We start from the raw sequence: 22,915 nt of genomic DNA, 5'->3' as shown, positions 1-22,915 counted from the left end.
TCATTTCTCCTTCAGGCCATCCCAGAACAAGCACCGATGCTCCCGCCCGAACCCCTCCGCCATCCGGCTGCCATCCGGCCGCAGGGACATCCGCGCACCCGCACCGTCCAGCGCGGGCCAGTCCGGCAATCCCTCGGCGTCCGGATTCCCGTTGCGGACGAACCGGCTCCAGTATTCGATCATCTGATCCGACAACCGCACCTGTGCGGGGGTCGGCGGCTGGGCGCCACCGACGTCGAACAGGTAGCGCAGCTCCAACGAATGGCTGGCCCCGACCGGGAACGGCAGCGTCCGCATCGCCTCGGGCGCAGGCGCGTCGCGGTCGTCGAACTCGTAGGCGTAGACCGTACCGGTGCGGGTCAGCGCGTGGGCGATGCTGCCGGACATGCAGGAGAACTCGGCGTCGGTGACCGCCGCCGAGTATGCCTGCGCCACACCGCCGTAACGCTCCGGAGGGTACTGGGTGCCGACCGCGGCGGCGTCCGCGCCGAAGGTCTCCGAAAGCAGGTGCGGATAACTCTCCGGAGGGAACCGCGCGCCGTCGCGCAGGTAGCGCAACGCCACGAACAAGGTGAACTCATCACGCGTGGTGCCGATCAGCACGGGCACCTTGGCCGCACGCCCGGCACCGAACTCGGTCAGCGGCGATACCGGCAGCACCTTGGTTCCGGTGACCGGACCGGTCAGGGCGTCACTACCGATATTGAAGTACCACACCGGTTTCCGCAGCCGGTCCACCGGCAGCATGCGCAGGCAGGCCGCCGCGGTCACCGGATCCGCGCACCCCACGGCCGCCGCGTAGTCGATGCTGCGCGCTCCCGCCGTGGCCACGTCGGCCTGCGCCTGGCACGGTGCGCTCATCAGGATCGCGGCACGGAACAGCCCGGCGGATCCTGGCGCCACCAGGTGATCGCACACCGACATTCCGCCCGCGGACTCACCGGCGACGGTGACCTTGTCCGGGTCGCCGCCGAAGTGGGCGATGTTCTCGCGCACCCACCGCAGTGCGGCCTGCTGATCGGCCAGGCCGTAGTTGCCGACGTCGCCCGCCGGGCCAAGCGCGGGGTGGGCCAGGAAGCCCAGCGTGCCGAGCCGGTAGTTGACGGTGACGACGACGATGTCACCGCGCGCGGCGAGCCGGTGCGCGTCGTAGACGTCGCTGCTGCCGCTGACGAACGCGCCGCCGTGGATCCACACCATGACCGGCTTGCGTGCACCGGACACCGGTGGTGTCCAGACATTCAGGGTGAGGCAGTCCTCTGCGGTGTTGCGGCTCTGTTCCGGATCGGCGGCCGGGTCCTGAATACATCGCGGGCCCGGCCGGGTGGCGTCGCGCTCACCCGGCCAGCCCGGGGCCGGGGCAGGCAACGCGAACCGCCGCGGTCCGACCGGCGGTGCCGCATAAGGGATTCCGGCGAAGATCCGGTAATCGGGAGCCACCGCGCCACGCAGGTCTCCTGCGTCGGTGTGGACCAGCGCCGGATCGCTCTCGATGGGCGCGACCGGCACCGCCTGGCCGCCACCGCGGGCACATCCCGCACCCGAAAGCGCCAGCACGCCGATGGCGGCTAGCAACGCAATCACTCGCCGGTGCGACCGCATGGGTGGGAGCCTACCGAGCGGATCGACGGGTTCGGTCGCGTTGCGTGGCGCCGATCACATATGATGATAATTGACACCCGTCAAGAACCGCATGCCCACCCGGGAGGAGTCCGTATGAGCGCACCGGCGATGGACGACGCCGCGAGAGTCCTGGCCGACCCGACCGCATACGCCGACGACCCGCGGCTGCACGCGGCGTTGACCCGGTTGCGGGCGGACAATCCGGTCGCCTGGGTCGACAACGCACCCTACCGGCCGTTCTGGGCGATCACCCGGCACGCCGACATCATGGCCGTCGAACGCGACAACGAACTGTTCATCAGCGAGCCGAGACCGCTGCTGTCGACCGCGGCGGCCGACGATCTGGCCAGGCAACAACTCGAGGCCGGCACGGGGCTGCGGACCCTGATCCACATGGACGACCCGCATCATCGCAAGGTCCGCGCCATCGGCGCAGACTGGTTCCGCCCCAAGGCGATGCGCGACCTCAAGGTCAGGGTCGACGAACTCGCCAAACGGTATGTGGACCAGATGCGTGACATCGGCCCGGAGTGCGACTTCGTCACCGACATCGCCGTCCAATTCCCGCTGTACGTCATCATGTCGCTGCTCGGCCTGCCCGAGGAGGACTACAACCGCATGCACATGCTCACCCAGGAGATGTTCGGCGGGGACGACGACGAGTACAAGCGCGACGGCGGATCGCTGCAGGACCAACTGTCGGTGCTGCTCGATTTCTTCGCCTACTTCTCCAAGCTCACCGCGTCCCGGCGGGCCAACCCGACCGAGGACCTGGCATCGGCGATCGCCAACGGCCGCATCGACGGTGAAGCGCTCTCCGACGTCGACACCGCCTCCTATTACGTCATCGTCGCCAGCGCGGGCCACGACACCACCAAGGACGCGATCTCGGGCGGATTGCACGCCCTGATCGAGAACCCCGGCGAGCTGGACCGGCTGCGCGCGCACCCCGAACTGATGGGTACCGCGGTCGAGGAGATGATCCGGTGGTCAACGCCGGTCAAGGAGTTCATGCGCACCGCGACCGCCGACACCACGGTGCGCGGGGTACCGATCGCCAAGGGCGAATCGGTATATCTGGCTTATGTTTCGGGCAATCGCGACGAGGAGGTCTTCGCGGATCCGTTCCGGTTCGACGTGGCGCGCGACCCGAACAAGCACCTGGCCTTCGGATACGGCGTGCACTTCTGCCTGGGAGCCGCGCTGGCCCGGATGGAGATGCACAGCCTGTTCACCGAGCTGCTGTCGCGGCTGGAGTCGGTCGAATTGACCGGGACCCCTGAGCTTTCCGCGACCACGTTCGTCGGTGGGCTCAAACACCTGCCGCTCCGCTACTCGATCCGCTGACCCGAGCGGGTGCGGGCGGCCGCGCCGCCGGACCGCGGCGGTGAGTGGCCAGAAACCCGTCGACCGCCGCGCGCACACACGCGCTGTAATCGAACTCGGGCAACGTACTCAGCTTGCCCAGCACGATCGGGCCGAGCAGCAGCGCGGCGGCCTGGGTGCGGTCGACGTCACCGAGTTCGGCCACCGCGTCCGAGCTGTCGAAGATCGCCTCGAACGGCGCCGCGTACTGCTCGGCGACCCGCTCGCGCAGCGTACGTATCTCCTGGCTATCGTCGGTCCGCCACGGCGACTGCTCCAGGTCCCCGCCCAGCGCCAGCCACGACATCGCCGTCACGGTGACCGGGGCCTCGGCGATGAGATCGGCCTGGGCCCGCACCAGTGCGATCAACCGGTCACGCAACGGGCCATTCTCGGGCGGCGCAGGCGCTGGTGGGATCAGTGCCCGAAATGCCGCTGCCAGTAAGTCATTTCCGCTGGGAAAATGTCGGTAGAGGGTGGCCCTGGCGACGTTCGCGGCGCGGGTGACCGCGTCGACGGTGACCGCGCTCGGGCCGCCCGAACGCAGCAGCGAGGTCGCCGCCTCCAGCAGCCGCGCCCGCGAGCGGGCCGGCCGCGGGTCGGCACTCCCTTGGGCCATCTTCAGTCACCTCCGCAACAAATCAGACTTATCGTCTCGCTCCGAGACTGTTAGTCTCAAAACCATCGTCTGACGGAGGAGCGCACATCATGGCCGACACCCTGGTCAGGCCCGACCAGGATATCCACCCGGGGATGGCCGCGCTGTCGGTCCGCCGACGCTCCTGGTTGCTCGCCGTCGCCTGCATGGACGTATCCATCGTGATCTCCTCGATGGTGGCCCTCAACGCCGCACTGCCCGATATCGCCCGACAGACCGCCGCCACCCAGTCCCAACTCACCTGGGTGATCGACGGGTACACGCTGGTGCTGGCCTGCCTGCTGCTGCCGGCCGGGGCCATCGGCGACCGGTACGGCCGGCGGGGCGCCCTGCTCACCGGCCTGGCCGTGTTCACCCTGGCCTCGGCGGCACCGCTGATCCTGGACAGTCCGCTCCAACTGATCGCCGCCCGCGCGGTCGCCGGTGCCGGGGCTGCCTTCATCATGCCCGCAACCCTTTCGCTGCTGACCTCCGCATTCCCGAAGTCGGAGCGCAACAAGGCGGTTGGGATCTGGGCCGGCGTGGTCGGATCGGGCGCTGTCTTCGGCTTCCTGATCACCGGCGGGTTGCTGCAGATCTGGTCGTGGCAGTCGATCTTCGCGACCTTCGCCGTCGTCGGGCTCGGGTTATTCGTGCTGACCTGCACGGTGCCCTCGTCACGAGATGCGAACGCCACCCCGCTGGACTGGTTCGGCGCGCTCCTGATCGGTGCGGCCGTAGCGGTTTTCGTGCTCGGGGTGATGGAGGCCCCGGTGCGGGGCTGGACGCATCCGTTGGTCTGGGGCGCCATGACCGGCGGGGTCGCCCTGGCGCTGGCCTTCGCCGTCGTGCAGTTGCGGCTGCGGCACCCGCTGCTGGACGTCAGGTTGTTCGCCAAACCCGACTTCACCACCGGCGCGGTCGGCGTGACGTTCCTGTTCTTCGCGAACTTCGGCTATTTCTTCGTCAGCATGCAGTACATCCAGCTGGTGATGGGCTACAGCCCGATCCAGACCGCGTTCGCCCTGTGCCCGCTGACGGTGCCCGTGCTCACCCTCAGCACCACCACGCATCTCTATCTTCCGAAACTGGGCTTGCGACTGTGCGTTTCGGTCGGTCTCTGCTTCATCGCCGCGGGTCTGCTGAGTATGCGCCTGCTGCAGCTCGACTCCGGTTACCTCGAATACGCCTGGCCCCTGTTCATCATGAGCATCGGTATCGGCATGTGCACCGCGCCGACGACATCGGCCATCATGGGCGCCGTTCCGGACGAGAAACAGGGTGTGGCGTCGGCGGTCAACGACACCACCCGCGAGGTCGGTGCCGCACTGGGTATCGCGGTGGCGGGCTCAATCCTGGCCGCCCAGTACCAGAATCACCTGACGCCGAGCCTTACCGGGTTGCCCGCCGAGCTACATGATCCCCTCCTCAGCTCACTGGCCGAGGCCCTCGCCGTGGCCGGGCAGTCGGGCCCGCAGGGCGCGGCCATCGGCGAGCTGGCCAAGCAGGCATTCCTGGACGCGACGAACTCGGCCCTACTGGTGATGGCCGCCGTGCTGGGCGTGGCGGCGGCCCTCGTCGGAGTCTGGGGGCCGGGCCGTGACGGCAGGCAGTCGCGGCTGGCCCGCCGGATCAGCTCACGATGAACTCGGCGGCCCGGTGACCGATCATGGCGATGGTGGCGTGCGGGCCCCGGCTGGTGATGGCGGGCATGATCGATCCGTCGACCACCCACAGGCCGTCCACTCCGAGCACCCGGCAGGTCGGGTCGAGCACCGCATCCGCACCGGTCCCGATCGGCGCGGTACCGGCAAGGTGCTGCGATGTCGACCAGGACGGATCGCCGACTTCCACTGTGTGGCCGGCTAATTCGCGGGCCAGCTCCGATCCGGACCGCAGTGCGTCGACGTCCGCGGACACCGAATCGTAGCGGTGCTCGATCATCGGCGGGGTCATCGCGTCGGCGGAGACCAGCCGCACCCGGCCGCGGGACCCCGGTCGCATCAGCGCCACTCCGAGGTGCGGAAGCTCGGCCGGATCGTGTCCGGGTCCGTGCACCATGGCCGAGAACCCGGCGGTGTAGGGCCGGATCTCCACGCCGTCGCCGGTGGTGAGCACGGCCTCCAGTGGCGGCAGGTCATGGGTCGGTGTCCACGCCACCGGAAGGACCCACTCCGGGTGATCGAGCGTGGCCATCCCGACCGGCAGACCGGCGACCACCCGAATCCCCAGCGCCTCGAGATCGGCCGCCGGACCCACGCCCGACAGCATGAGCAACTGAGCCGACCCGATTGCCCCGGCGCACAGCACAATTCGATCCGCGGAAAGATCCCGACCGTCATCGCACCGGACGCCGACCGCACGGCCCCCGGAGATCAGCACCCCGACCGCTCTGGTATCGGTACGCAGGACGAGATTGGCCCGGTCCAGCGCGGGTTGCAGGTAGGCGCCACCCGGGCCCACCCGGGTGCCGCCATCGATGTTCAACGGGACCGCACCAACGCCCGCCGGCAGCGGTGACCCGCGATCGGACCCGTTGAGGTCCGGCAGCCAACCGAAGCCCGCATCGGTCGCCGCGCTCACGAAAGACGCTGTACAGCCATCGAATTCACGAACCCGGCGGACGTTGATCGGACCGTCCGTGCCATGCAGGGCGGTGCCGAAGTCCAGGTCGTTCTCGATCGCGCGGAAGTGCGGAAGCACCTCCTCCCAGCTCCACCCTGCGACGGCCCAGGTGTCGAAGTCGGTGGGGAGACCGCGGCAGAAGTATCCGCCGTTGACCGCGCCGGAGCCGCCCACCACCGACCCACGGATGATCTCGGTGTGCCGCGGCGGGTGCTCGGTCAGCGTCGAGGGATAGTGCCGGACCACCGAGCTCGCGGCACCGATCGGTAGGCGCAGACCGTCGCTGATCTGGGCAGCCACCCGTGGGTCGGTGGGCGCGGGACCGGCTTCGACGACCGTGACCCGGCAGCCCGGATCGGTGGAAAGCCGTTCGGCCAGCACCGATCCAGCGCTTCCCGCGCCGACGATCAGGATATCGCTGTTCGGTTGCAAGCTGTCGCTTCAACTCCGCAGCTGCGGTTTGAGCGCGCCGGCATGGCGTTCCCGCACCACCCCGGTCCACAGGCCGGTCCCGTAGGCGATGTCGTCGAGGCGTTTGAGCAGGATGTGGGTCAACAGGCCGACCGGCTTGGTATCGTCGTCGGCGTTCCCCCGCCGGGTCGCCCAGTCCACCACCCCGTCGATCACGGCCGCGAGCAGAACCGCCTTCCTGGCCCGCCGGAACAGCAACGCCCCGATCAGCGCGACCGGCCAGTAATGGCGACAGATGGCCGAGCACAGCTGCAGCGCCGACGACCACAACCCGTTGGCCGCCACGACCGCGACCTCCTTGGGTTCGGTGTCGACGGTTCTCAGCGATCGGGCGACCCGTGTCCCGGTGAGCACGGCCACCGCCAGCGAGGCCAGATACCCCACGAACGATCCCATGGACAGCAGCAGCCACACCATCAGCGTCCAACCGGAGATCACCAGCGGTGCCGTCTTACCTGGATGCCGAACGGTCAGCGGCGCCGCCGATGTGCCGTAGAAAGCCTTACGGGTGAACCACTTTCGCAGGTCGGTCCGGTGATCGTGGGCGACAAGGGCGATCGGCTCGTACCGCAGGCGGGCGCCGGACTCGACAAAACGCCAGCACAGGTCGACATCCTCGCCCGACGGCATGGTCTCGTCGAAGCCACCCACGGCCACCAGCGCCGACCGCCGGCAGATGATCGCGGCGCTCGGCACATAGGACACCGTCCCGTACGGCACCACCGGCGCCTCGCGGACCCCGAGGTCCAGTGAGGACCGGACGGCCTCGTACCGGCCCACCAGGTTGTCGGCGTTGTGCAGCCCGACGATGCGGGGCGCGACCAGCGCCACCGCGGGATCGCAGAAGTGACCGAGCAGCGCCTCCAGCCAGCCGCGCCGCGGCACCACGTCGGAATCCAGGAAGGCCACGAAATCGGTCTCGCAGGCCGCCAGGCCGGTGTTGCGCGCGGCCGCCGGACCGTTGCTGCGGACATGGCGGAGCACACGCACATCGCAGTGCATCTGAGCGAACTCGGTTTGCTCGACCGGTACCGCCGACCCGTCGTCGACCACGATGATCCGCAGCCCGCGCAGCGTGGTGATCAATCGGTGCAGCCCAGATGGGTTGTCGCGCACCGGAATAACAACGGTGACATCATGGTGCGACGGACCGCTGGCCGGACGCGGATGGGCGACGGTGGCGTCGAGCAGGGTTCGCGCCAATTGAGCACTGAGCGCGTCGTGCACCTCGAGGCGGCCACCGTTGAGCATCGTCTGGGCCGTCGGCGCCAGCCGCAGCAGCCGCGTCGGGGATCCGCCGAGCAGCGCCGAACCCTCACCGAGCACCTTGACTCGGCGATCCACCTGGACGGCGAAACCGTCGGGCAGTCTCGGTCCGGTCATATCAGCATCCCGTTCCGGTCGGGCTGCCACCGGCCGATCCGGTCGGCACAGCCTTTGACCATCTGAGCAAAGATACGCTCCCCCTCGGTCGCGGTGGCAGTCGTCGGATCGCCGAGCACCCCGAGTTCGCTGACGGCCGCGACACCACCGCTGCGCAGGCGCGGCATCAACTCGGTCAGCGGTGCGGTATTACCTGACATAAGCTCGTCGACCCAGACATCTCGCGGTGAAATATGTAGCAATACGGAAGTTTCGGTGTGCCCGGCATGGGCATCGGCATCCGGCGTGACGCACGGGACCCAGCCTGCGTCGCGCCCCTCGGTGCGCAGCGATACGACCGCCCCGGCCATCGCCTCCACATTCCCGCCGTGGCCGTTGACGAACACCAGCCGCCGCGCCCAGCTCGACGCCGACCTGCCGTACTCGATCAGCAAAAGCCGCAGCGCAGCGGTCCCGATCGAGACCGTGCCGGGAAAGCCCTCGTGTTCCCCGCTCGCGCCGTAGCCGACCGCAGGGGCGACCGTCCACGCGCCGTCGACATCCAGTCGCTCGACCGCACCACCGGCCACCGCCGTCGCGATCCGGGTGTCGGTGTCGAGCGGCAGGTGCGGACCGTGTTGCTCGGTCGACCCCACCGGGATGACCAATGTCGGCGACACGCCGCGTAGCTGTCTCGACGTCGAGTCAGCGAGTCGGGTGGGGAAAGCCACGTGCCGATCGTAGGCCGAATTCACCTGGAGTGCGCCGATTGTTGGAGCATGAGCGGCACCAGATTCGCCAGAAATTTCCGCGAGCCGCCCGCCACCATCACGTGCGCCCCTTCCGCCACCCCTGTCACGCACCCCGGCAAGCGGTGTTCGGTCAGGTCCCGGCGTCGGGTGCCACGCCCAGCGTGCGGGTGAAATCCCGCGGGATCAGAATGTCCTCGGCCACCAGGTCGTGGACCGACGACCGGCCCAGGCCCATCAACGCCGAGTCGATCCCACCGCGCAGGATGTCGAGCACATTCTCAACGCCGGCCTGGCCCTCGGCCGCCAGCCCCCACAGGTAGGCCCGGCCGATCATGACCGCCCTGGCACCGAGCGCCAGCGCCTTGACCACATCGCTGCCGCGGCGGATCCCCCCGTCCAGCAGCACCTCCACCTGGTCACCGACCGCATCGGCGATCGCGGGCAGGGCCCGGATCGAGGCCGGCGTGCCGTCGAGGTTGTTGCCGCCGTGGTTGGACACCGAGATCGCCGAAACACCTGCGTCAACAGCACGTTTGGCGTCGTCGACGCGCATCACTCCCTTGAGCATGAACGGGCCGCCCCAGAATTCGCGCAGCCAGGCGATGTCCTCCCAGGTCGGCGGCGGGGTGCCCATCCACTCGCCGTAGGCGTTGAAGAACGGCGGTCCGGCCTCGCCCAGGGCGGCCTGGTTGGGCACCCGCAGGTTCGGCGGGTTCAGCGTCCGGCCCCACTGCCACAGCCACCGCGGCTTGGTCAGCGCCTCGGGCATCATCTTGACCATGGTGGGCAGATCCATCTGCTCGGGGATCTTCGGGCTGCCCCAGTCCCGGCCGTGCGAGAAGCTCCAGTCGGTGGTCACGATCAGCCCGACCGCGCCGGCCGCGCGGGCGCGCTCGGCGCGGGCCGCGATCGCATCCCGGTCGCCGAGCCAGTAGATCTGGAAGAAGACCTTGTCGTTGACCGCGACCACATCCTCCACCGGCTTACTGGCAAACGACGACAGCCCCATCGCGGTCCCTCGGGCGGCGGCGGCCCGGGCCACCGCCACCTCGCCGTCCGGGTGTACCGCCTGAACCCCGGTCGGCGAGATGATCACCGGCATCGAAATCTGTTGGCCCATCACGGTGGTCGCCAGGTCCCGCTTCTCCTGCGCGCCGATGACGTGCGGTGCGAAGCCGAGCTCGGCGAAGGCCTCGACGTTGTCGGAGACGGTAAGGCCCTTTTCGCTGGCCGCAACGAGCGCGCCGTATACCGACTTGGGCAGCCGCCTGCGGGCCCGTTGCTGGGCGATCGCGACGGTCTCGAACCAGGTATCTCGCGCCATTGGGTTACACCGGACTTTCGTTGCAGAATCGGGCCGGGGGTTTGGTGAGCAGTTTCAGCGCCACCGGCCCCTGTTTGGTGCCCCGGGAATGGTCGCCGCTCGGCTTGGGTTTGACCCGCTCGGCCGCCAGCGCCGGCTCACCCCAGCCTTCGACGCATTCCGGGTCGGGCCCGTCCAGCGGCAGCCCGGTGAAGAATTTCGCCGCCATGCAGCCGCCACGGCAGCTGTCATAGTGGCCGCAGCTGCCGCAGGCACCGGCGGACTGCGGCTCACGCAGCTCGCGGAACAACGGCGCGTTCTGCCAGACGTTCTGAAAGCCGGAGTCGGACAAGATGTTTCCGGCCAGGAACCTGTCATGGATGGCGAACGGGCAGGCGTAGACGTCGCCGACCGGGTCGATCAGGCAGACCACCCGGCCCGCGCCACACAGGTTGAGCCCGGCCAGCGCACCGGGGGCGCCCAGGCCCGACAGGTGGAAGAAGGAGTCGCCGGTCAGCACCCCGTCACCCTTGGCCACCAGCCAGTCATAGAGCTGACGCTGCTGATCGGCGGTGGGGTGCAGCTCGTCCCAGGTGTCGGCCCCGCGGCCGGACGGGCGCAGCCGGGTGATCCGCAGGGTGGCGCCGTAACGTGCTGCCAGGGCGGCGAATTCGTCGAGCTGACCGACGTTGTGGCGGGTCACCACCACCGAGATCTTGGCGTCCCTGAAGCCGGCGTCGCGCAGGTTCTCCAGGGCGCGCACGGCCATGTCGAACGAACCCTTGCCCCGCACCGCGTCGTTGACCTCTGCGTTGGCGCCGTCCAGTGAGATCTGGACGTCGACGTAATCGCTGGCCGCCAGCTTCGCGGCCACCTCGGGGGTGATGCGCACCCCGTTGGTGGAGAACTTCACCCCGACGTGGTGGGCCGTGGCGTAGTCCACGAGTTCCCAGAAGTCCGGGCGCACAGTGGGTTCCCCACCGCCGATGTTGACGTAGAACACCTGCATGCGTTCCAGCTCGTCGATGATGTCCTTGCACTGCTGCGTCGACAGTTCACGCGGGTCGCGTTTACCCGACGAGGACAGGCAGTGCACGCAGGCCAGATTGCATGCGTAGGTGAGCTCCCAGGTCAAGCAGATCGGCGCGTCAAGACCGCGCTCGAACTGTTCCACGAGCCGGGGCACCGGTGCTACAGAAGTCATTGAGTGTTCCCAGGTATGAGCATTTTCGACTGGACAAGCACGCTCAGCGCGTGCAGATAGGGCGCCTGATCGTCATCGCCGATCCCGGCCGCCCGGCAGGCCGACCGGGCGTCGGGGTGGTCGGCCAACGAGTTGACCACCTCGACGACCGTCCGGTTTTTGAGGAACGACAGCTTGCGGGTACCGAAGTGGTACAGCAGGGCGCCGAACGGCTCGGGCCGCACCGCCACCTGGGGATGCAGCCGCCAGCTCACATCCGGGTCGAAAGCGGTGGATCCTGCCGTATCGGCGACCTGGGTGGCCACGGTCAGTAAACCCCGCACATGCCGTCGATCGACACCTCTTCGACGAGAGTCTCGGTGACGAGCTCGGACTCGGTCTCGACGTGCTGATTCGGTTCCATGAACGCTTCCTTTCGTGGCGTAAGGTCTCGACAATTGTGATCGAGATCGCAAGGATATGGCATCGAGTGCCAAAATGGAAGAGGTGGGTGTGATGCTGCAGGGATCCGCACCCCGGGCGGGCCGGCGTCGGTCCACCACCCAGGACCACATCGCCGGTGTGGCCATCGAGCTGTTCGCGGCGCGCGGATTCGACGAGGTCAGCGTCGACGATGTGGCCGCCGCCGCGGGCATATCCCGGCGCACCCTGTTCCGGTACTACGCCTCCAAGAACGCCATCCCGTGGGGCGACTTCGACGCGCACCTGCAACACCTGCGTGAGCTGCTGGCGACCCTCAGCCCGCGGACGTCGCTGGGCGAGGCCCTGCGTGAGGCGTTGCTGGCGTTCAACACCTACGCCCCCCACGAGATGGCCGAGCACCGGAAACGGATGCGCGTCATCTTGGAAACCGCAGGGCTGCAGGCCTATTCGATGACAATGTACGCCGGCTGGCGCGATGTCATCGCCACCTATGTGGCCGGCCGTACCGGTGCGGTCGTCGGTGACCTGATGCCGCAGACCATCGCATGGCTGATGCTCGGCGTGGCGTTGTCGGCGTATGAACACTGGCTCGCCGACGAGTCGGTGGAATTGCCCCATGCCATCGCCGAGGCGTTCGACATCGCCAGGCCCGGCCTCGACGCACTACGGATCTAACCCGACACACCGTCGTCCCACACCCGGGCCAGCGCCGACGGTCCCCCCGGAGTCAACGGCTCGGTGAGCACGACCGGCGCCTGCGCCATGAACCGCGGCCTGGTCCCGCGATGCACGTCGGCCGCATGCACGGTGAACGGGTGCACGAGGTACATGTCCCCGGGGCGCCCGGTCGCCAGCGCCACCGGCCGCCCCCGACTGACCCGGTCCACCGGCTCACCGGAATCGAAGAACTCGACCGGCTCGGCGTCGAGCACGGTGGCCACATCGCGGTGTGACCCGACCCTGATCCGGGTGGGCGCATCGTCGGGACCGACCTCCGAGAGCAGGGTCAACAACGTCATGGTGTGCGGGCGCCCGCTGACGACCCAGTTCTCCCCGGACAGCAGGGTGTTTCGGTCAATGTGCCAGCCCCGGTCCTCGGCGGGCGGGGATACCGGAAACCGGATCGGGATGTTCCCCAGCGAATGCCGCGGTACCCACCCGCCGGCACCGCACAGCTGGTCGAGGGCCTGCGCCAGGGCCGCGCTGCGCGCCAACTGACCGAACGGCCCGGACCCGGTCAGATCGGCCGCCCACACCACCGGCTGCGTCCAGGATTCCGGCTCGCGTGGCGACAGCCCGATCTGCCGCCACAGCAACTCCCTTGCCGCGTCGGCGATATCGACCGCCGCCGCCCCCCCGACCTTGACGAAACCGTCGCGTATGAACTCGTTGACGTCGATCACCGTTATAACCCTGGCGCAAATGCCGGTTGGCGCGCCAATGATTTTTCAACGCACGCTCCGTCCACACCGAAAGGGTCGATTCGTGACCACCCTGGAACACAACGCCGCCGACGATCAGCCGAGGGCCCGGATCGCGATGGCGTCGATGATCGGCACCACCATCGAGTTCTACGACTTCTACGGCTACGCGACCGCCGCGGTCCTGGTGTTTCCCCAGCTGTTCTTCCCGAAAGGCGATCCGTCCACCGCACTGCTCGCCTCCCTGGCGACCTTCGGCCTGGCATTCGCCGCCCGACCACTCGGCTCAATCCTGTTCGGTCACTTCGGAGACCGCCTGGGCCGCAAGGCAACTCTGGTGGCCTCACTGCTGGTGATGGGGTTCGCGACGTTCGCGATCGGCGCCCTGCCGACCTATCACCAGGTCGGGCTCCTGGCACCGGCGTTGCTGGCACTGATGCGGTTCACCCAGGGCCTGGCCCTCGGCGGCGAATGGAGCGGCGCGGCCCTGCTGTCGACCGAAACCGCCGACCACGGCAGGCGCGGGTGGGCGGCCATGTGGCCTCAGCTCGGGGCCCCGATCGGGTTCCTGCTGGCCAACGGGGTCTTCCTGGTGCTGCTGTCCACCCTCGGCGGACCGGGTGGGGCGTTCTACACCTGGGGCTGGCGGATCCCGTTCCTGCTCAGCGCGGTCATGGTGGCGTTCGGCCTGTACGTGCGGCTGCGATTGGCCGAAACCCCGGTGTTCGCCCGGGCCGCCGAGGCCGGCCAGCGGGTGAAAGCACCACTGGCCGAACTATTTCGGCACAACTGGCGCGAGGTCGTCGTCGGCACCTTCGCAGTCGTCGGCATCTTCTCACTGTTCTACATCGTCACCACCTGGACGCTGGGCTACGGCACCGGACGTCGTGCGCCCGAAGGCAGCGGCCTGGGCTTCGGCTACACCGGGTTCCTGCAACTGCAGCTCATCTCGGTACTCGTCTTCGCCGCGACGATTCCCCTCGCCGGCCGCCTGATCGACCGGGTCGGCAGGCGCCCCGTCCTGCTGCTCACCTCGGCGGCCGTCATCGGCTACGGCGCAACCTTCGCGCTGTTCCTCTCCCCCGCGCACGCCACCCGCGCGAGCGTGCTGGTATTCCTCGTCATCGGGATGGCACTGACCGGCTTCGCCTACGGCCCGCTGGGTGCCGTGCTGCCCGAATTGTTCCCGACCAACGTCCGCTACACGGGTTCGGGAGTGTCGTTCAACCTGGCCGGCATCCTCGGCGCCGCGGTCGCACCGTTCATCGCAACCTGGCTCACCGCCCATCACGGCGTCACGCAGGTCGGAATGTACCTGATGGCGATGGCGGCACTCACCCTCACCGCACAGCTGGCATTACCCGAGACCAGAGCGGTTCCGCTCGACACGCCCGCCACGCGCTGAAGTTCGTCGAAAAAAACTCCGGCTACCCCGTCGGAGTTGGGGTCGTGGCGGCGACGATAGAGATGTGAGCGCCGAAACAGATGCTCCGCGGGCGCTGCTGACGCTGTACGACGAGGCACTGCCGACGGTGTACGGATACTTCATCCGGCGCTGTGGTGACCGCGGAGCCGCCGAGGACCTGACGTCGGAGACGTTCCTGGCGGCGATGGATGCCGCCCGCAGACCGTCCCCGCCGCCGCTCTCGGTGCCGTGGCTGATCGGCGTGGCCCGGCACAAGCTCGCCGACCACTACCGGCGGCGGCACGACCGGCTGCACGTTCCGGTGGCCGAACTGCCCGAACCGGTGGATCCGGCCGACGACTGGGACGCCGAACTGGATCGGATCGTCGCCGAGAGTGTGCTGGCGCGGCTGCCCGAACACCAGCGCACCGTGCTGGCGCTGCGCTATATGGACGACTGTTCGGTGCCGGAGTGCGCCGAGCTGATCGGCCGCACCGTGCACGCCACCGAGGCGCTACTCGTCAGGGCCCGCAAGGCATTCCGAGCGCACTACCCACAACCGGAAGGAGGGACGTCATGACGAACAACAGCCACGATCCGTTGACCGTGCTGGGTGACGGCGAGCTTCCGGTTGCCCCGGACCCGGAATTCGCCGCCCGGCTGCGCGCCCGCCTGGAATCGGCACTCACACTTCCAACCCGAACCGAAGGAGTGGTCATGACCGGCACCGATACCGCCATCGCAGAACTCAACGAGCCCGCAGCGACGCCGCCGCCCCCTCGCCCCGCCGCGATCCCGTACCTGGCCGTACCCGACGCGCGCGCCGCGATCGCCTGGTACACCGACGCGTTCGGCGCGTCCCTGGTGGGGCAGCCGTACGAGATGGACGACGGACGGATCGGGCACGCCGAGCTGGAATTGGAGGGCGGAGTGCTGTACCTGGCCGACGAGTACCCCGAGATGGGGATGACTGCCCCTGGACCAGACCATATTTCGGTGAGCCTGATGATCCATGTCCCGGACACCGACGCCGCACTGGAACGGGCCAGGTCGCACGACGCCCAGGTGCAACGAGAGCCGTACGAGAACTACGGCGCCCGCAACGCCACGATCGTCGACCCGTTCGGCCATCGGTGGATGCTCTCCGGGCCGGTGACCGGTGCAGCCGTCACCATCCAGCACGGCGACGTCGGCTACGTCTCGGTGTGGTCCCCGGACGCCAACCGGGCCGCCGCCTTCTACGGGCACGTGCTGGGCTGGACCTATGACCCGGCCACCAACCAGGTCACCAACACCAGGCAGCCGACCGGGATCTTCAGCGTGCCCGGACCGCCGACCATGTTCTGCTGCTATGCGGTCGCCGATCTCGACGGCGCCCGGCAGGCGATCACCGCGGGCGGGGGCACTCCGGGGCAGGTCCAGGAGTTCGACTTCGGCTTCGTGCTGGATGCGACCGACCCGGCCGGTACGCCGTTCGCGGTGTTCCAGCCCACACCCGGAACGCCCCGTCCCGAGCTCAATGGCTCAGGGCCGGGCGAACTCTCGTACATCACCTACCAGGTTCCCGATTCCGCGGCGTTCAAGTCCTTCTACAGCCGGGTGTTCTACTGGACCTTCGAACCCGGACACGTCGAGGACGGCTGGGGTGTGCAGGGCAGCCAGCCGATGTCAGGGGTGGCGGGTGGCGGCGCGGCCGCGACAACCGTGCCGATGTGGACCGTCGCCGATATCGAGGCCGCGGTGGCGCGGGTCCGCGAGGCCGGCGGCACGGTGCTGCAGGAACCGGCCCGGCAGCCCTACGGGTTGATGGCCGAGTGCACCGACGATCAGGGCAGCCGGTTCTACCTCGGCCAGTTCTGATCCCCCCTCAGGGCGAGCAGACATAAAACTGTCCATTTCCACCCGGATCTGGACAGTTTTATGTCTGCTCGCGGGGAAAGTCAGCGGGGGAAGTCAGCCCAGGACGTCGGAGATCGGGGCACCGTTGGCGATCTTGCCGCGGGCCTTCATGACCTTGCCGGGCATCCCGCCACCGACCACGCCGACCAGCACCCCGTCGCGCTCGTAGTAGGCCAGGAACTTTCGGCCGTCGTCCTCCACCACATGCACGACATCCTCGGACTCGGGCTCGCCGAGGCACTGGATCTTGACGTCGTACTGGTCGCTCCAGAAGTAGGGCACCGAAACCACCGGAGAGGATTCCTGACCGAGCAGCGCGGGTACCAACGCCCGAGCCTGGTCGGCCACATTGCTCCAATGCTCAACGCGCGCTTGATCTCCCACCTGGTCACGCCACGACGCCACATCGCCGATCGCCCACACGTGCGGTGCACTGGCCCGGCCGACCTCATCGCACACCACGCCGTTGTCGAGTTCGATGCCGCTGCCGTCCAGCCATTCGACGGCCGGATGCGAGCCGATGCCGACGACCACCAGATCGGCGTCGAGTTCGGTGCCGTCCCCCAGCACCACCTGTTCGACGTTGTCGGTACCACGCACCTCGGTGACCCCGACCCCGCACCGCACATCGACCCCCTCGGCCCGATGCAGCCGGGTCACCAGGGCGCCGATCTTCTCCCCCAGCACCGAGGCCAGCGGGGTCGGCTGCGGCTCCACCAGAACCACCTCGACACCGAGCTTGCGCAGGCTCGCGGCCACCTCGCAGCCGATGAAGCCGGCGCCGACCACGATGGCGCGCCGGGCCGTATCGGCGTCCTTGCGCAGGGCCAGGCTCTCGTCGTAGGAACGCAGCACCCGGATGCCGGGAAGATCGGGAAAGGACCGGATCCGCTTGGGCACCAGACCGGTGGCGATGACGAGTTCGTCATAGCCCACCTCACTGCCGTCGGTGAGCGTAAGCGTCCTGGCGGCGGTGTCCACCGACCGCGCGGCGGACCCCAGCCGCAGCGCGATGTCGTTCTCGGCGTAGAACTCGGCCGGCTTGAGCGTGACGTCATCGGTCTCGGCGCGCAGCACTTCCTTGGACAGCGGCGGCCGATCGTACGGCAGATGGTCCTCATCGCTGACGATCGTGACGGCCCCGGCGTACTCCGAGCGGCGCAGTTGCTCGGCAGTCCTGGTCGCGGCAAGGCCGCCGCCGACGATCACAATGCCCCCGGATCGCGGTGATGTAGTCACGTGGGGTTTTTACACGATCGGGTCGCAGCGTTGTGCGCCACCCCGCATTTGCGCCGGTACCCAGCCCGGCGTCACGCCCGGGCCCGTTCGATGATGTTGGACAGCACAACGATGCTTTCGCTGCGTTCGATGTCGGCAGACAACCGGATCCGTTCCAGTGCCTCCTCCAGATGACGCATATCGCGCGCCAGCACGTGCAGGATGGCGTCGGCGGTGCCGGTGACCGTCGCCGCGCTGACCACCTCGGGGATGTCGACCCAGGCCGCGCGCAGTTGATCGGGGGCAATTGTGCCGTGGCAGAACACCTGAACGTAGGCCTCGGTGCGCCAGCCCAGCACATTGCGGTCGACCACCGTGGTGAACCCGCGGATCACGCCGCTGTCGATCATGCGGTCCACGCGTCGCTTGACCGCGGGAGCCGACAGGTTCACCCGCTGCCCGATCTCGGCGTAGGTGGCCCTGGCCTGGTCGGCCAGCTCGGCCAGAATCCGCTCGTCGGTGTCATCCAGACGGTCCACATCACCCTCCACGCAATAAACAGCCGCAAATGCCCCTTTTCTGCAATATATCGGTGGGTGACGCGCAACGCGCATCGATTGATTGCGTCAGATGTGCTTCATATCGTTGAATCATGACGATCTTCGACAGTGTCATGCCCACCGTCGTGCCTACCGACACCACCGCCGCGGCCCCCAGCCCGCGCAAGTCCAGCATCCGCCGCTACGCCATGACCGCCCCGCAGTACTTCACCGTCGAGTACGCCATCAATCCGTGGATGGACACCTCCACGCCGGTCGACACCCCGCGCGGGCTGGCGCAGTGGGAGGCACTGCGCCAGGTGTACGTCGATCTCGGCCACACCGTCGAACTGGTCGCGCCCCGGCCCGGCCTGCCCGATATGGTCTACGCCGCCAACGGCGGATTCCTGGTCGGCCGGACCGCGGTCGTGGCCCGCTTCGCCTACCCGCAGCGCGCGCCCGAGGCCGAGGCCTACGCCGAGTGGATGACCGCCGACGGATTCGACCCGGTGACCACCGAACACGTCAACGAAGGCCAGGGCGACCTGCTGTTGGTCGGCTCGACTCTGTTGGCCGGCTGGGGTTTTCGCACCGACCGCCGCGCCCACGACGAGATCGCCGCGATCACCGGGCTGACCGTGCAGAGCCTGGAGTTGGTCGACCCGCGCTTCTACCATCTCGACACCGCGCTGGCCGTCCTCGACGACACCACCGTCGCCTACTACCCGCCCGCCTTCGGCGCCGACTCACGGCGGCGGCTGCACGAACTGTTCCCCGACGCCGTCGAAGTCGCGACCGCCGACGCATACGTCCTCGGTCTCAACGTCGTCTCCGACGGACGGCATGTGGTGCTGCCCGAGGCCGCGACCGGGTTCGCCGAGCAGTTGCGGCAGGCCGGTTTTGAACCGATCGGAGTCGACCTCTCCGAACTGCTCAAGGGCGGCGGATCCGTCAAATGCTGCACCCTGGAGCTGCACCCATGACCATCCTGGACGGTGTGGAGAAGATGGCCACCCCAGACATCACGATCGGCCTCGACGATCGCCATGTCGCGCACAACTACTCGCCGCTACCCGTGGTGGCCGCCGCCGCCGAGGGCGCATGGATCACCGATGTGGCCGGCCGCCGCTACCTGGACTGCCTTGCCGCTTATTCGGCGGTCAACTTCGGGCACCGCCACCCGGCGATCATCGCGACCGCCCACGCCCAGCTGGACCGGCTGACGCTGGTGAGCCGGGCGTTTCACTCCGACCGGCTGGCCCCGTTCGCCCGGGCCCTGGCCGAGCTGTGCGGCAAGGACATGATTCTGCCGATGAACAGCGGTGCCGAAGCCGTCGAGAGCGGCATCAAGGTCGCCCGCAAGTGGGGTACCGACGTCAAGGGCGTTCCCGCCGGACAGGCCAATATCATTGTGGCGCACAATAATTTCCACGGACGTACCACCACGATCATCAGCTTCTCCGACGACGAGACCGCACGGCGCGGCTTCGGGCCGTACACCCCGGGATTCCGTTCGGTGCCGTTCGGGGACGCCGATGCGCTCGCCGCCGCCGTCGACGAGAACACCGTGGCCGTCCTGATCGAGCCGATCCAGGGCGAGGCGGGCATCATCGTGCCGCCCGACGACTATCTGCCCCTGGTCCGCGAGATCTGCACCCGGCACAACGTGCTGATGATCGCCGACGAGATCCAGTCCGGCCTGGCCCGCACCGGACGCACCTTCGCCTGCGAGCACTGGGGCGTGGTTCCCGATGTCTATCTGCTCGGCAAGGCACTCGGTGGCGGCGTGGTGCCGCTGTCGGCCGTGGTCGCCGACCGCGACATCCTCGGCGTGCTGCACCCCGGTGAGCACGGCTCCACCTTCGGCGGCAACCCACTCGCGGCGGCCATCGGGACCACAGTGGTGTCGATACTGCGGACCGGTGAATTCCAGCGCCGCTCGGCCGAACTCGGCATACATCTGTACACCCGGCTGACGGCACTGATCGGCGCCGGGGTGCGTGTCGTGCGGGGGCGGGGGCTGTGGGCCGGCGTCGACATCGACCCGGCGCTGGGCACCGGCAAACAGCTCAGCATCGCCCTCGCCGAACGCGGGGTGCTGGTCAAGGACACCCACGGTTCGACGTTGCGGTTCGCGCCGCCGCTCGTGGTGACCGCCGGGGAGATCGACTGGGCCGTTGACCGATTCGCCGACACCCTGGCGGCAGCGCGCCCATAATCGGCTGATCGGCATCGAGGAGGCACCATGTCAGCTCCAGCCACCAGCCTGACCGGTCAGATGACGCGACGGCGCCCCGTGCGCGGGGCCCCGGTCGCCCACGGCGCCTCCGACCACCTGAAACGAACCATCGGGACCTTCCAGCTGACGTTGTTCGGCGTGGGTGCCACCGTGGGCACCGGAATCTTCATCGTGTTGCAGCAGGCCGTGCCCAAAGCCGGGCCTGCCGTATTGGTCTCCTTCGTCATCGCCGGGATCGCGGCCGGCCTTTCGGCTATATGCTATGCGGAAATGGCTGCCGCGGTCCCGGTTTCCGGATCGACCTATTCGTATGCCTACACCACGATGGGCGAATTCGTCGCCATGGGAGTCGCCGCGTGCCTGCTGCTGGAATACGGCGTCTCGATGTCGGCCACCGCGATCGGTTGGGGCGGCTACCTCAACCAACTGCTGGACAACCTGTTCGGTTTCCGGCTGCCGCACGCACTGTCGGCCGCACCATGGGGTGACACACCGGGAATCATGAACCTGCCCGCGACGGTGCTGATCGTCATGTGCGCGCTGCTGCTGATCCGCGGGGCCAGCGAATCGGCCTTGGTCAACACCGTCATGGTTATCCTCAAACTGGCCGTGCTCGCCCTGTTCGTCGCGGTCGCGTTCACCGCCTTCACGACCGACCATTTCGCCGGGTTCTGGGACAGGGGCTTCATCGGCATCACCGCCGCGGCCAGCACCATCTTCTTCACCTTCATCGGCCTGGACGCGGTGTCCACCGCCGGTGACGAGGTGAAGAACCCGCAGAAGACCATGCCCCGGGCGATCATCGGCGCGCTGATCGTGGTCACCAGCGTCTACGTCCTGGTGGCGTTCGCCGGGCTGGGCACCCAGTCCGCCGACGCATTCGGTTCCGACGAGCAGTCCGAGGCGGGCCTGTCGGTGATGCTGACCAACATCCTGCATGGCCAGACCTGGGCCAGCACCGTTCTCGCGGCGGGTGCGGTGATCTCGATCTTCTCGGTCACCCTGGTGGTGATGTACGGCCAGACCCGCATCCTGTTCGCCATGGGCCGCGACGGGCTGCTGCCGCCGATGTTCGCAAAGGTCCACCCGCGCAGCATGACTCCGGTGAACAACACGATCGTCGTCGCGGTCGTCACCGGAATCCTGGCCGGGTTCGTCCCGTTGGACTACCTCTGGGATCTGGTGTCGATCGGCACCCTGGTCGCGTTCATCGTGGTGTCGGTCGGTGTGATCATCCTGCGGGTCCGTGAACCCGATCTGCCGCGCTCGTTCCGGGTCCCCGGTTATCCGGTGACCCCGATCCTGTCGGTGGCGGCCTGCGTGTTCGTGCTCTACGGGCTGCCCCACATCACCTGGCTGTGGTTCGGCCTGTGGGTCGGGGCGGTGCTGGTGTTCTACCTGCTGTGGAGCCGGCACCACAGCGCCCTCAACGACGGTGGTGACGGTTACATCCCGGGCGCGGTGGCCGGTGAGGATGACGTGATGGTGCCACCCGAGGGCACGCCGTGACGGTCGTGGTCGGCTATCTGGCCGGCAAGGGCGGGGCGTCGGCACTGCATCTGGCCGTCGGCGCGGCGCGGACACTCAAGACGTCGCTGGCGGTCGCCACCGTGATACCGCGCCCGTGGATGACACCGTCGCCGGCCCGGATCGACGCCGAATATGCCGAGTACGCAGCACAACTCGCATCATCCTCGGCCGCCCAGGCCGGTGGGCACCTGGCCGCGATCGACGCGGGGCTTGAGGTGGGCTTCCACAAGTTCGCCCACCGGTCGGTGTCGGGTGGCCTGCTGGAGGCGGTGCGCGAACTCGACGCCGACGTGCTGGTGCTCGGCTCGGCAGCGGACGGCAAACTCGGCCAGCTGGTGGTCGGTTCGACCGCGGACCGGTTGCTGCACAGCTGCCCCGTCCCGCTGGCGATCAGCCCGCGCGGCTACCGGCTGTCGAAACACGGTGCGCTGTCCCGCATCACGTGCGCCTACTCGGGCACCGTTGAGGATGTGCACGTGGTGAGACGCGCCGCCGCCCTGACCGACCGGCTGGACGCCTGCCTGCGGGTGGTGACGTTCGCGGTGCGCGGGCGAAACATGTATCCGCCGATGGTGGGTCTGGGCAGCGAGGATTCCATCCTCGCCACATGGGCGGAGCAGGCACGGCAATCGCTGCGGCAGTTGAGGATCGACGGAATCGTCGGGGACGAGGTGGCACTCGACGTGGTCACCGGTGCCGGTTGGGACGAGGCGCTCGACGCCGTGGAGTGGATCGACGGCGAGATCCTGGCCATCGGTACCTCTCCGGCCGGAGCGGTGGCCCGGGTGTTCCTCGGCGAACGCGGCACCAAGATCCTGCGGCACAGCCCGGTTCCGGTTCTGGTGCTACCCGGTTAAGGGCGAGCAGACACAAAACTGCCCAATTCTCGCCGAAACAGG

Annotated in this window: 22 protein-coding genes; 10 read left to right on the top strand and 12 right to left on the bottom strand. The window is 68.3% G+C overall.

The features are described 5' to 3' along the window. On the bottom strand, positions 1-1,602 hold the full coding sequence (locus tag ACWDTP_RS18555) for a carboxylesterase/lipase family protein (protein ID WP_450022316.1): 1,602 nt from the start codon (positions 1,600-1,602) through the stop codon (positions 1-3). A gap of 114 nt (positions 1,603-1,716) precedes the next feature. Between ACWDTP_RS18555 and ACWDTP_RS18550 the strand changes: the two genes are divergently transcribed. Further along, a complete protein-coding gene (locus tag ACWDTP_RS18550; protein ID WP_450022313.1) occupies positions 1,717-2,970 on the top strand; it encodes a cytochrome P450 in 1,254 nt (417 codons plus the stop codon). Here ACWDTP_RS18550 and ACWDTP_RS18545 read toward each other — a convergent pair. Continuing rightward, entirely contained in the window at positions 2,936-3,607 is a 672-nt protein-coding gene (locus ACWDTP_RS18545) for a TetR/AcrR family transcriptional regulator (RefSeq protein ID WP_450022311.1), read from the bottom strand. The genes ACWDTP_RS18550 and ACWDTP_RS18545 overlap by 35 nt on opposite strands. Positions 3,608-3,696: 89 nt before the next feature. On the opposite strand from ACWDTP_RS18545, the gene ACWDTP_RS18540 reads away from it, so the two are divergent. Further along, entirely contained in the window at positions 3,697-5,271 is a 1,575-nt protein-coding gene (locus ACWDTP_RS18540) for an MFS transporter (RefSeq protein ID WP_450022309.1), read from the top strand. Here ACWDTP_RS18540 and mftG read toward each other — a convergent pair. The 7 genes from mftG to mftA all read right to left on the bottom strand — a co-directional run bounded on the left by mftG (position 5,258) and on the right by mftA (position 11,745). Further along, entirely contained in the window at positions 5,258-6,664 is a 1,407-nt protein-coding gene (mftG, locus tag ACWDTP_RS18535; protein ID WP_450022346.1) for a mycofactocin dehydrogenase MftG, read from the bottom strand. The genes ACWDTP_RS18540 and mftG overlap by 14 nt on opposite strands. Positions 6,665-6,691: 27 nt before the next feature. Then, positions 6,692-8,104, bottom strand: coding sequence for a mycofactocin biosynthesis glycosyltransferase MftF (gene mftF, locus ACWDTP_RS18530; protein WP_450022307.1), 1,413 nt, complete (start codon positions 8,102-8,104; stop codon positions 6,692-6,694). Beyond that, a complete protein-coding gene (gene mftE / locus ACWDTP_RS18525) occupies positions 8,101-8,838 on the bottom strand; it encodes a mycofactocin biosynthesis peptidyl-dipeptidase MftE (RefSeq protein WP_450022305.1) in 738 nt (245 codons plus the stop codon). Before mftE ends, mftF begins: the two co-directional genes overlap by 4 nt. Positions 8,839-8,965: 127 nt before the next feature. Further along, on the bottom strand, positions 8,966-10,159 hold the full coding sequence (gene mftD / locus ACWDTP_RS18520; RefSeq protein ID WP_450022303.1) for a pre-mycofactocin synthase MftD: 1,194 nt from the start codon (positions 10,157-10,159) through the stop codon (positions 8,966-8,968). A gap of 4 nt (positions 10,160-10,163) precedes the next feature. Continuing rightward, complete coding sequence (mftC, locus tag ACWDTP_RS18515) at positions 10,164-11,342, bottom strand: mycofactocin radical SAM maturase (protein WP_450022301.1); 1,179 nt, start codon at positions 11,340-11,342, stop codon at positions 10,164-10,166. After that, positions 11,339-11,647, bottom strand: a complete 309-nt coding sequence (gene mftB / locus ACWDTP_RS18510; RefSeq protein ID WP_450022299.1) for a mycofactocin biosynthesis chaperone MftB — start codon at positions 11,645-11,647, stop codon at positions 11,339-11,341. Before mftB ends, mftC begins: the two co-directional genes overlap by 4 nt. A 2-nt stretch (positions 11,648-11,649) precedes the next feature. After that, a complete protein-coding gene (gene mftA / locus ACWDTP_RS18505) occupies positions 11,650-11,745 on the bottom strand; it encodes a mycofactocin precursor MftA (protein WP_450022297.1) in 96 nt (31 codons plus the stop codon). Between the two features lie 92 nt (positions 11,746-11,837). Between mftA and mftR the strand changes: the two genes are divergently transcribed. Beyond that, positions 11,838-12,440 (top strand): mycofactocin system transcriptional regulator, encoded by a 603-nt coding sequence (gene mftR / locus ACWDTP_RS18500; protein WP_450022295.1) that lies wholly within the window; start codon positions 11,838-11,840, stop codon positions 12,438-12,440. Here mftR and ACWDTP_RS18495 read toward each other — a convergent pair. Further along, positions 12,437-13,168: a phytanoyl-CoA dioxygenase family protein gene (locus ACWDTP_RS18495; protein ID WP_450022293.1), complete on the bottom strand. Its 732-nt coding sequence runs from the start codon at positions 13,166-13,168 to the stop codon at positions 12,437-12,439. The genes mftR and ACWDTP_RS18495 overlap by 4 nt on opposite strands. 136 nt (positions 13,169-13,304) lie before the next feature. On the opposite strand from ACWDTP_RS18495, the gene ACWDTP_RS18490 reads away from it, so the two are divergent. The 3 genes from ACWDTP_RS18490 to ACWDTP_RS18480 all read left to right on the top strand — a co-directional run bounded on the left by ACWDTP_RS18490 (position 13,305) and on the right by ACWDTP_RS18480 (position 16,451). Next, on the top strand, positions 13,305-14,591 hold the full coding sequence (locus tag ACWDTP_RS18490) for an MFS transporter (protein WP_450022344.1): 1,287 nt from the start codon (positions 13,305-13,307) through the stop codon (positions 14,589-14,591). A gap of 64 nt (positions 14,592-14,655) precedes the next feature. Beyond that, on the top strand, positions 14,656-15,171 hold the full coding sequence (locus ACWDTP_RS18485) for an RNA polymerase sigma factor (RefSeq protein ID WP_450022291.1): 516 nt from the start codon (positions 14,656-14,658) through the stop codon (positions 15,169-15,171). Then, positions 15,168-16,451, top strand: coding sequence for a VOC family protein (locus tag ACWDTP_RS18480; RefSeq protein WP_450022289.1), 1,284 nt, complete (start codon positions 15,168-15,170; stop codon positions 16,449-16,451). The genes ACWDTP_RS18485 and ACWDTP_RS18480 overlap by 4 nt, the downstream gene beginning before the upstream one ends. 93 nt (positions 16,452-16,544) lie before the next feature. On the opposite strand, the gene ACWDTP_RS18475 is transcribed toward ACWDTP_RS18480, so the two are convergent. Together ACWDTP_RS18475 and ACWDTP_RS18470 are read right to left on the bottom strand one after the other, a co-directional pair. Beyond that, positions 16,545-17,729 carry an NAD(P)/FAD-dependent oxidoreductase gene (locus ACWDTP_RS18475; protein WP_450022287.1) on the bottom strand — a complete coding sequence of 395 codons (1,185 nt, stop codon included), beginning with the start codon at positions 17,727-17,729 and terminating at the stop codon, positions 16,545-16,547. A gap of 71 nt (positions 17,730-17,800) precedes the next feature. Next, on the bottom strand, positions 17,801-18,247 hold the full coding sequence (locus ACWDTP_RS18470) for an Lrp/AsnC family transcriptional regulator (protein ID WP_450022285.1): 447 nt from the start codon (positions 18,245-18,247) through the stop codon (positions 17,801-17,803). A gap of 113 nt (positions 18,248-18,360) precedes the next feature. On the opposite strand from ACWDTP_RS18470, the gene ddaH reads away from it, so the two are divergent. Genes ddaH through ACWDTP_RS18450 form a run of 4 tightly spaced genes read left to right on the top strand, consistent with a single transcriptional unit; the run spans position 18,361 to position 22,873 of the window. Then, entirely contained in the window at positions 18,361-19,230 is an 870-nt protein-coding gene (ddaH, locus tag ACWDTP_RS18465) for a dimethylargininase (RefSeq protein ID WP_450022283.1), read from the top strand. Next, positions 19,227-20,465, top strand: coding sequence for an ornithine--oxo-acid transaminase (gene rocD, locus ACWDTP_RS18460; protein ID WP_450022281.1), 1,239 nt, complete (start codon positions 19,227-19,229; stop codon positions 20,463-20,465). The genes ddaH and rocD overlap by 4 nt, the downstream gene beginning before the upstream one ends. 27 nt (positions 20,466-20,492) lie before the next feature. After that, positions 20,493-21,995, top strand: coding sequence for an amino acid permease (locus ACWDTP_RS18455; protein WP_450022279.1), 1,503 nt, complete (start codon positions 20,493-20,495; stop codon positions 21,993-21,995). After that, positions 21,992-22,873 carry a universal stress protein gene (locus tag ACWDTP_RS18450; RefSeq protein WP_450022278.1) on the top strand — a complete coding sequence of 294 codons (882 nt, stop codon included), beginning with the start codon at positions 21,992-21,994 and terminating at the stop codon, positions 22,871-22,873. Before ACWDTP_RS18455 ends, ACWDTP_RS18450 begins: the two co-directional genes overlap by 4 nt. Positions 22,874-22,915: the final 42 nt, after the last annotated feature.

It is taken from the genome of Mycobacterium sp. NPDC003449 (assembly GCF_053588415.1).
Note: the sequence above shows the minus strand (reverse complement) of the source record. Positions and strands in the feature narration are given on the sequence as shown.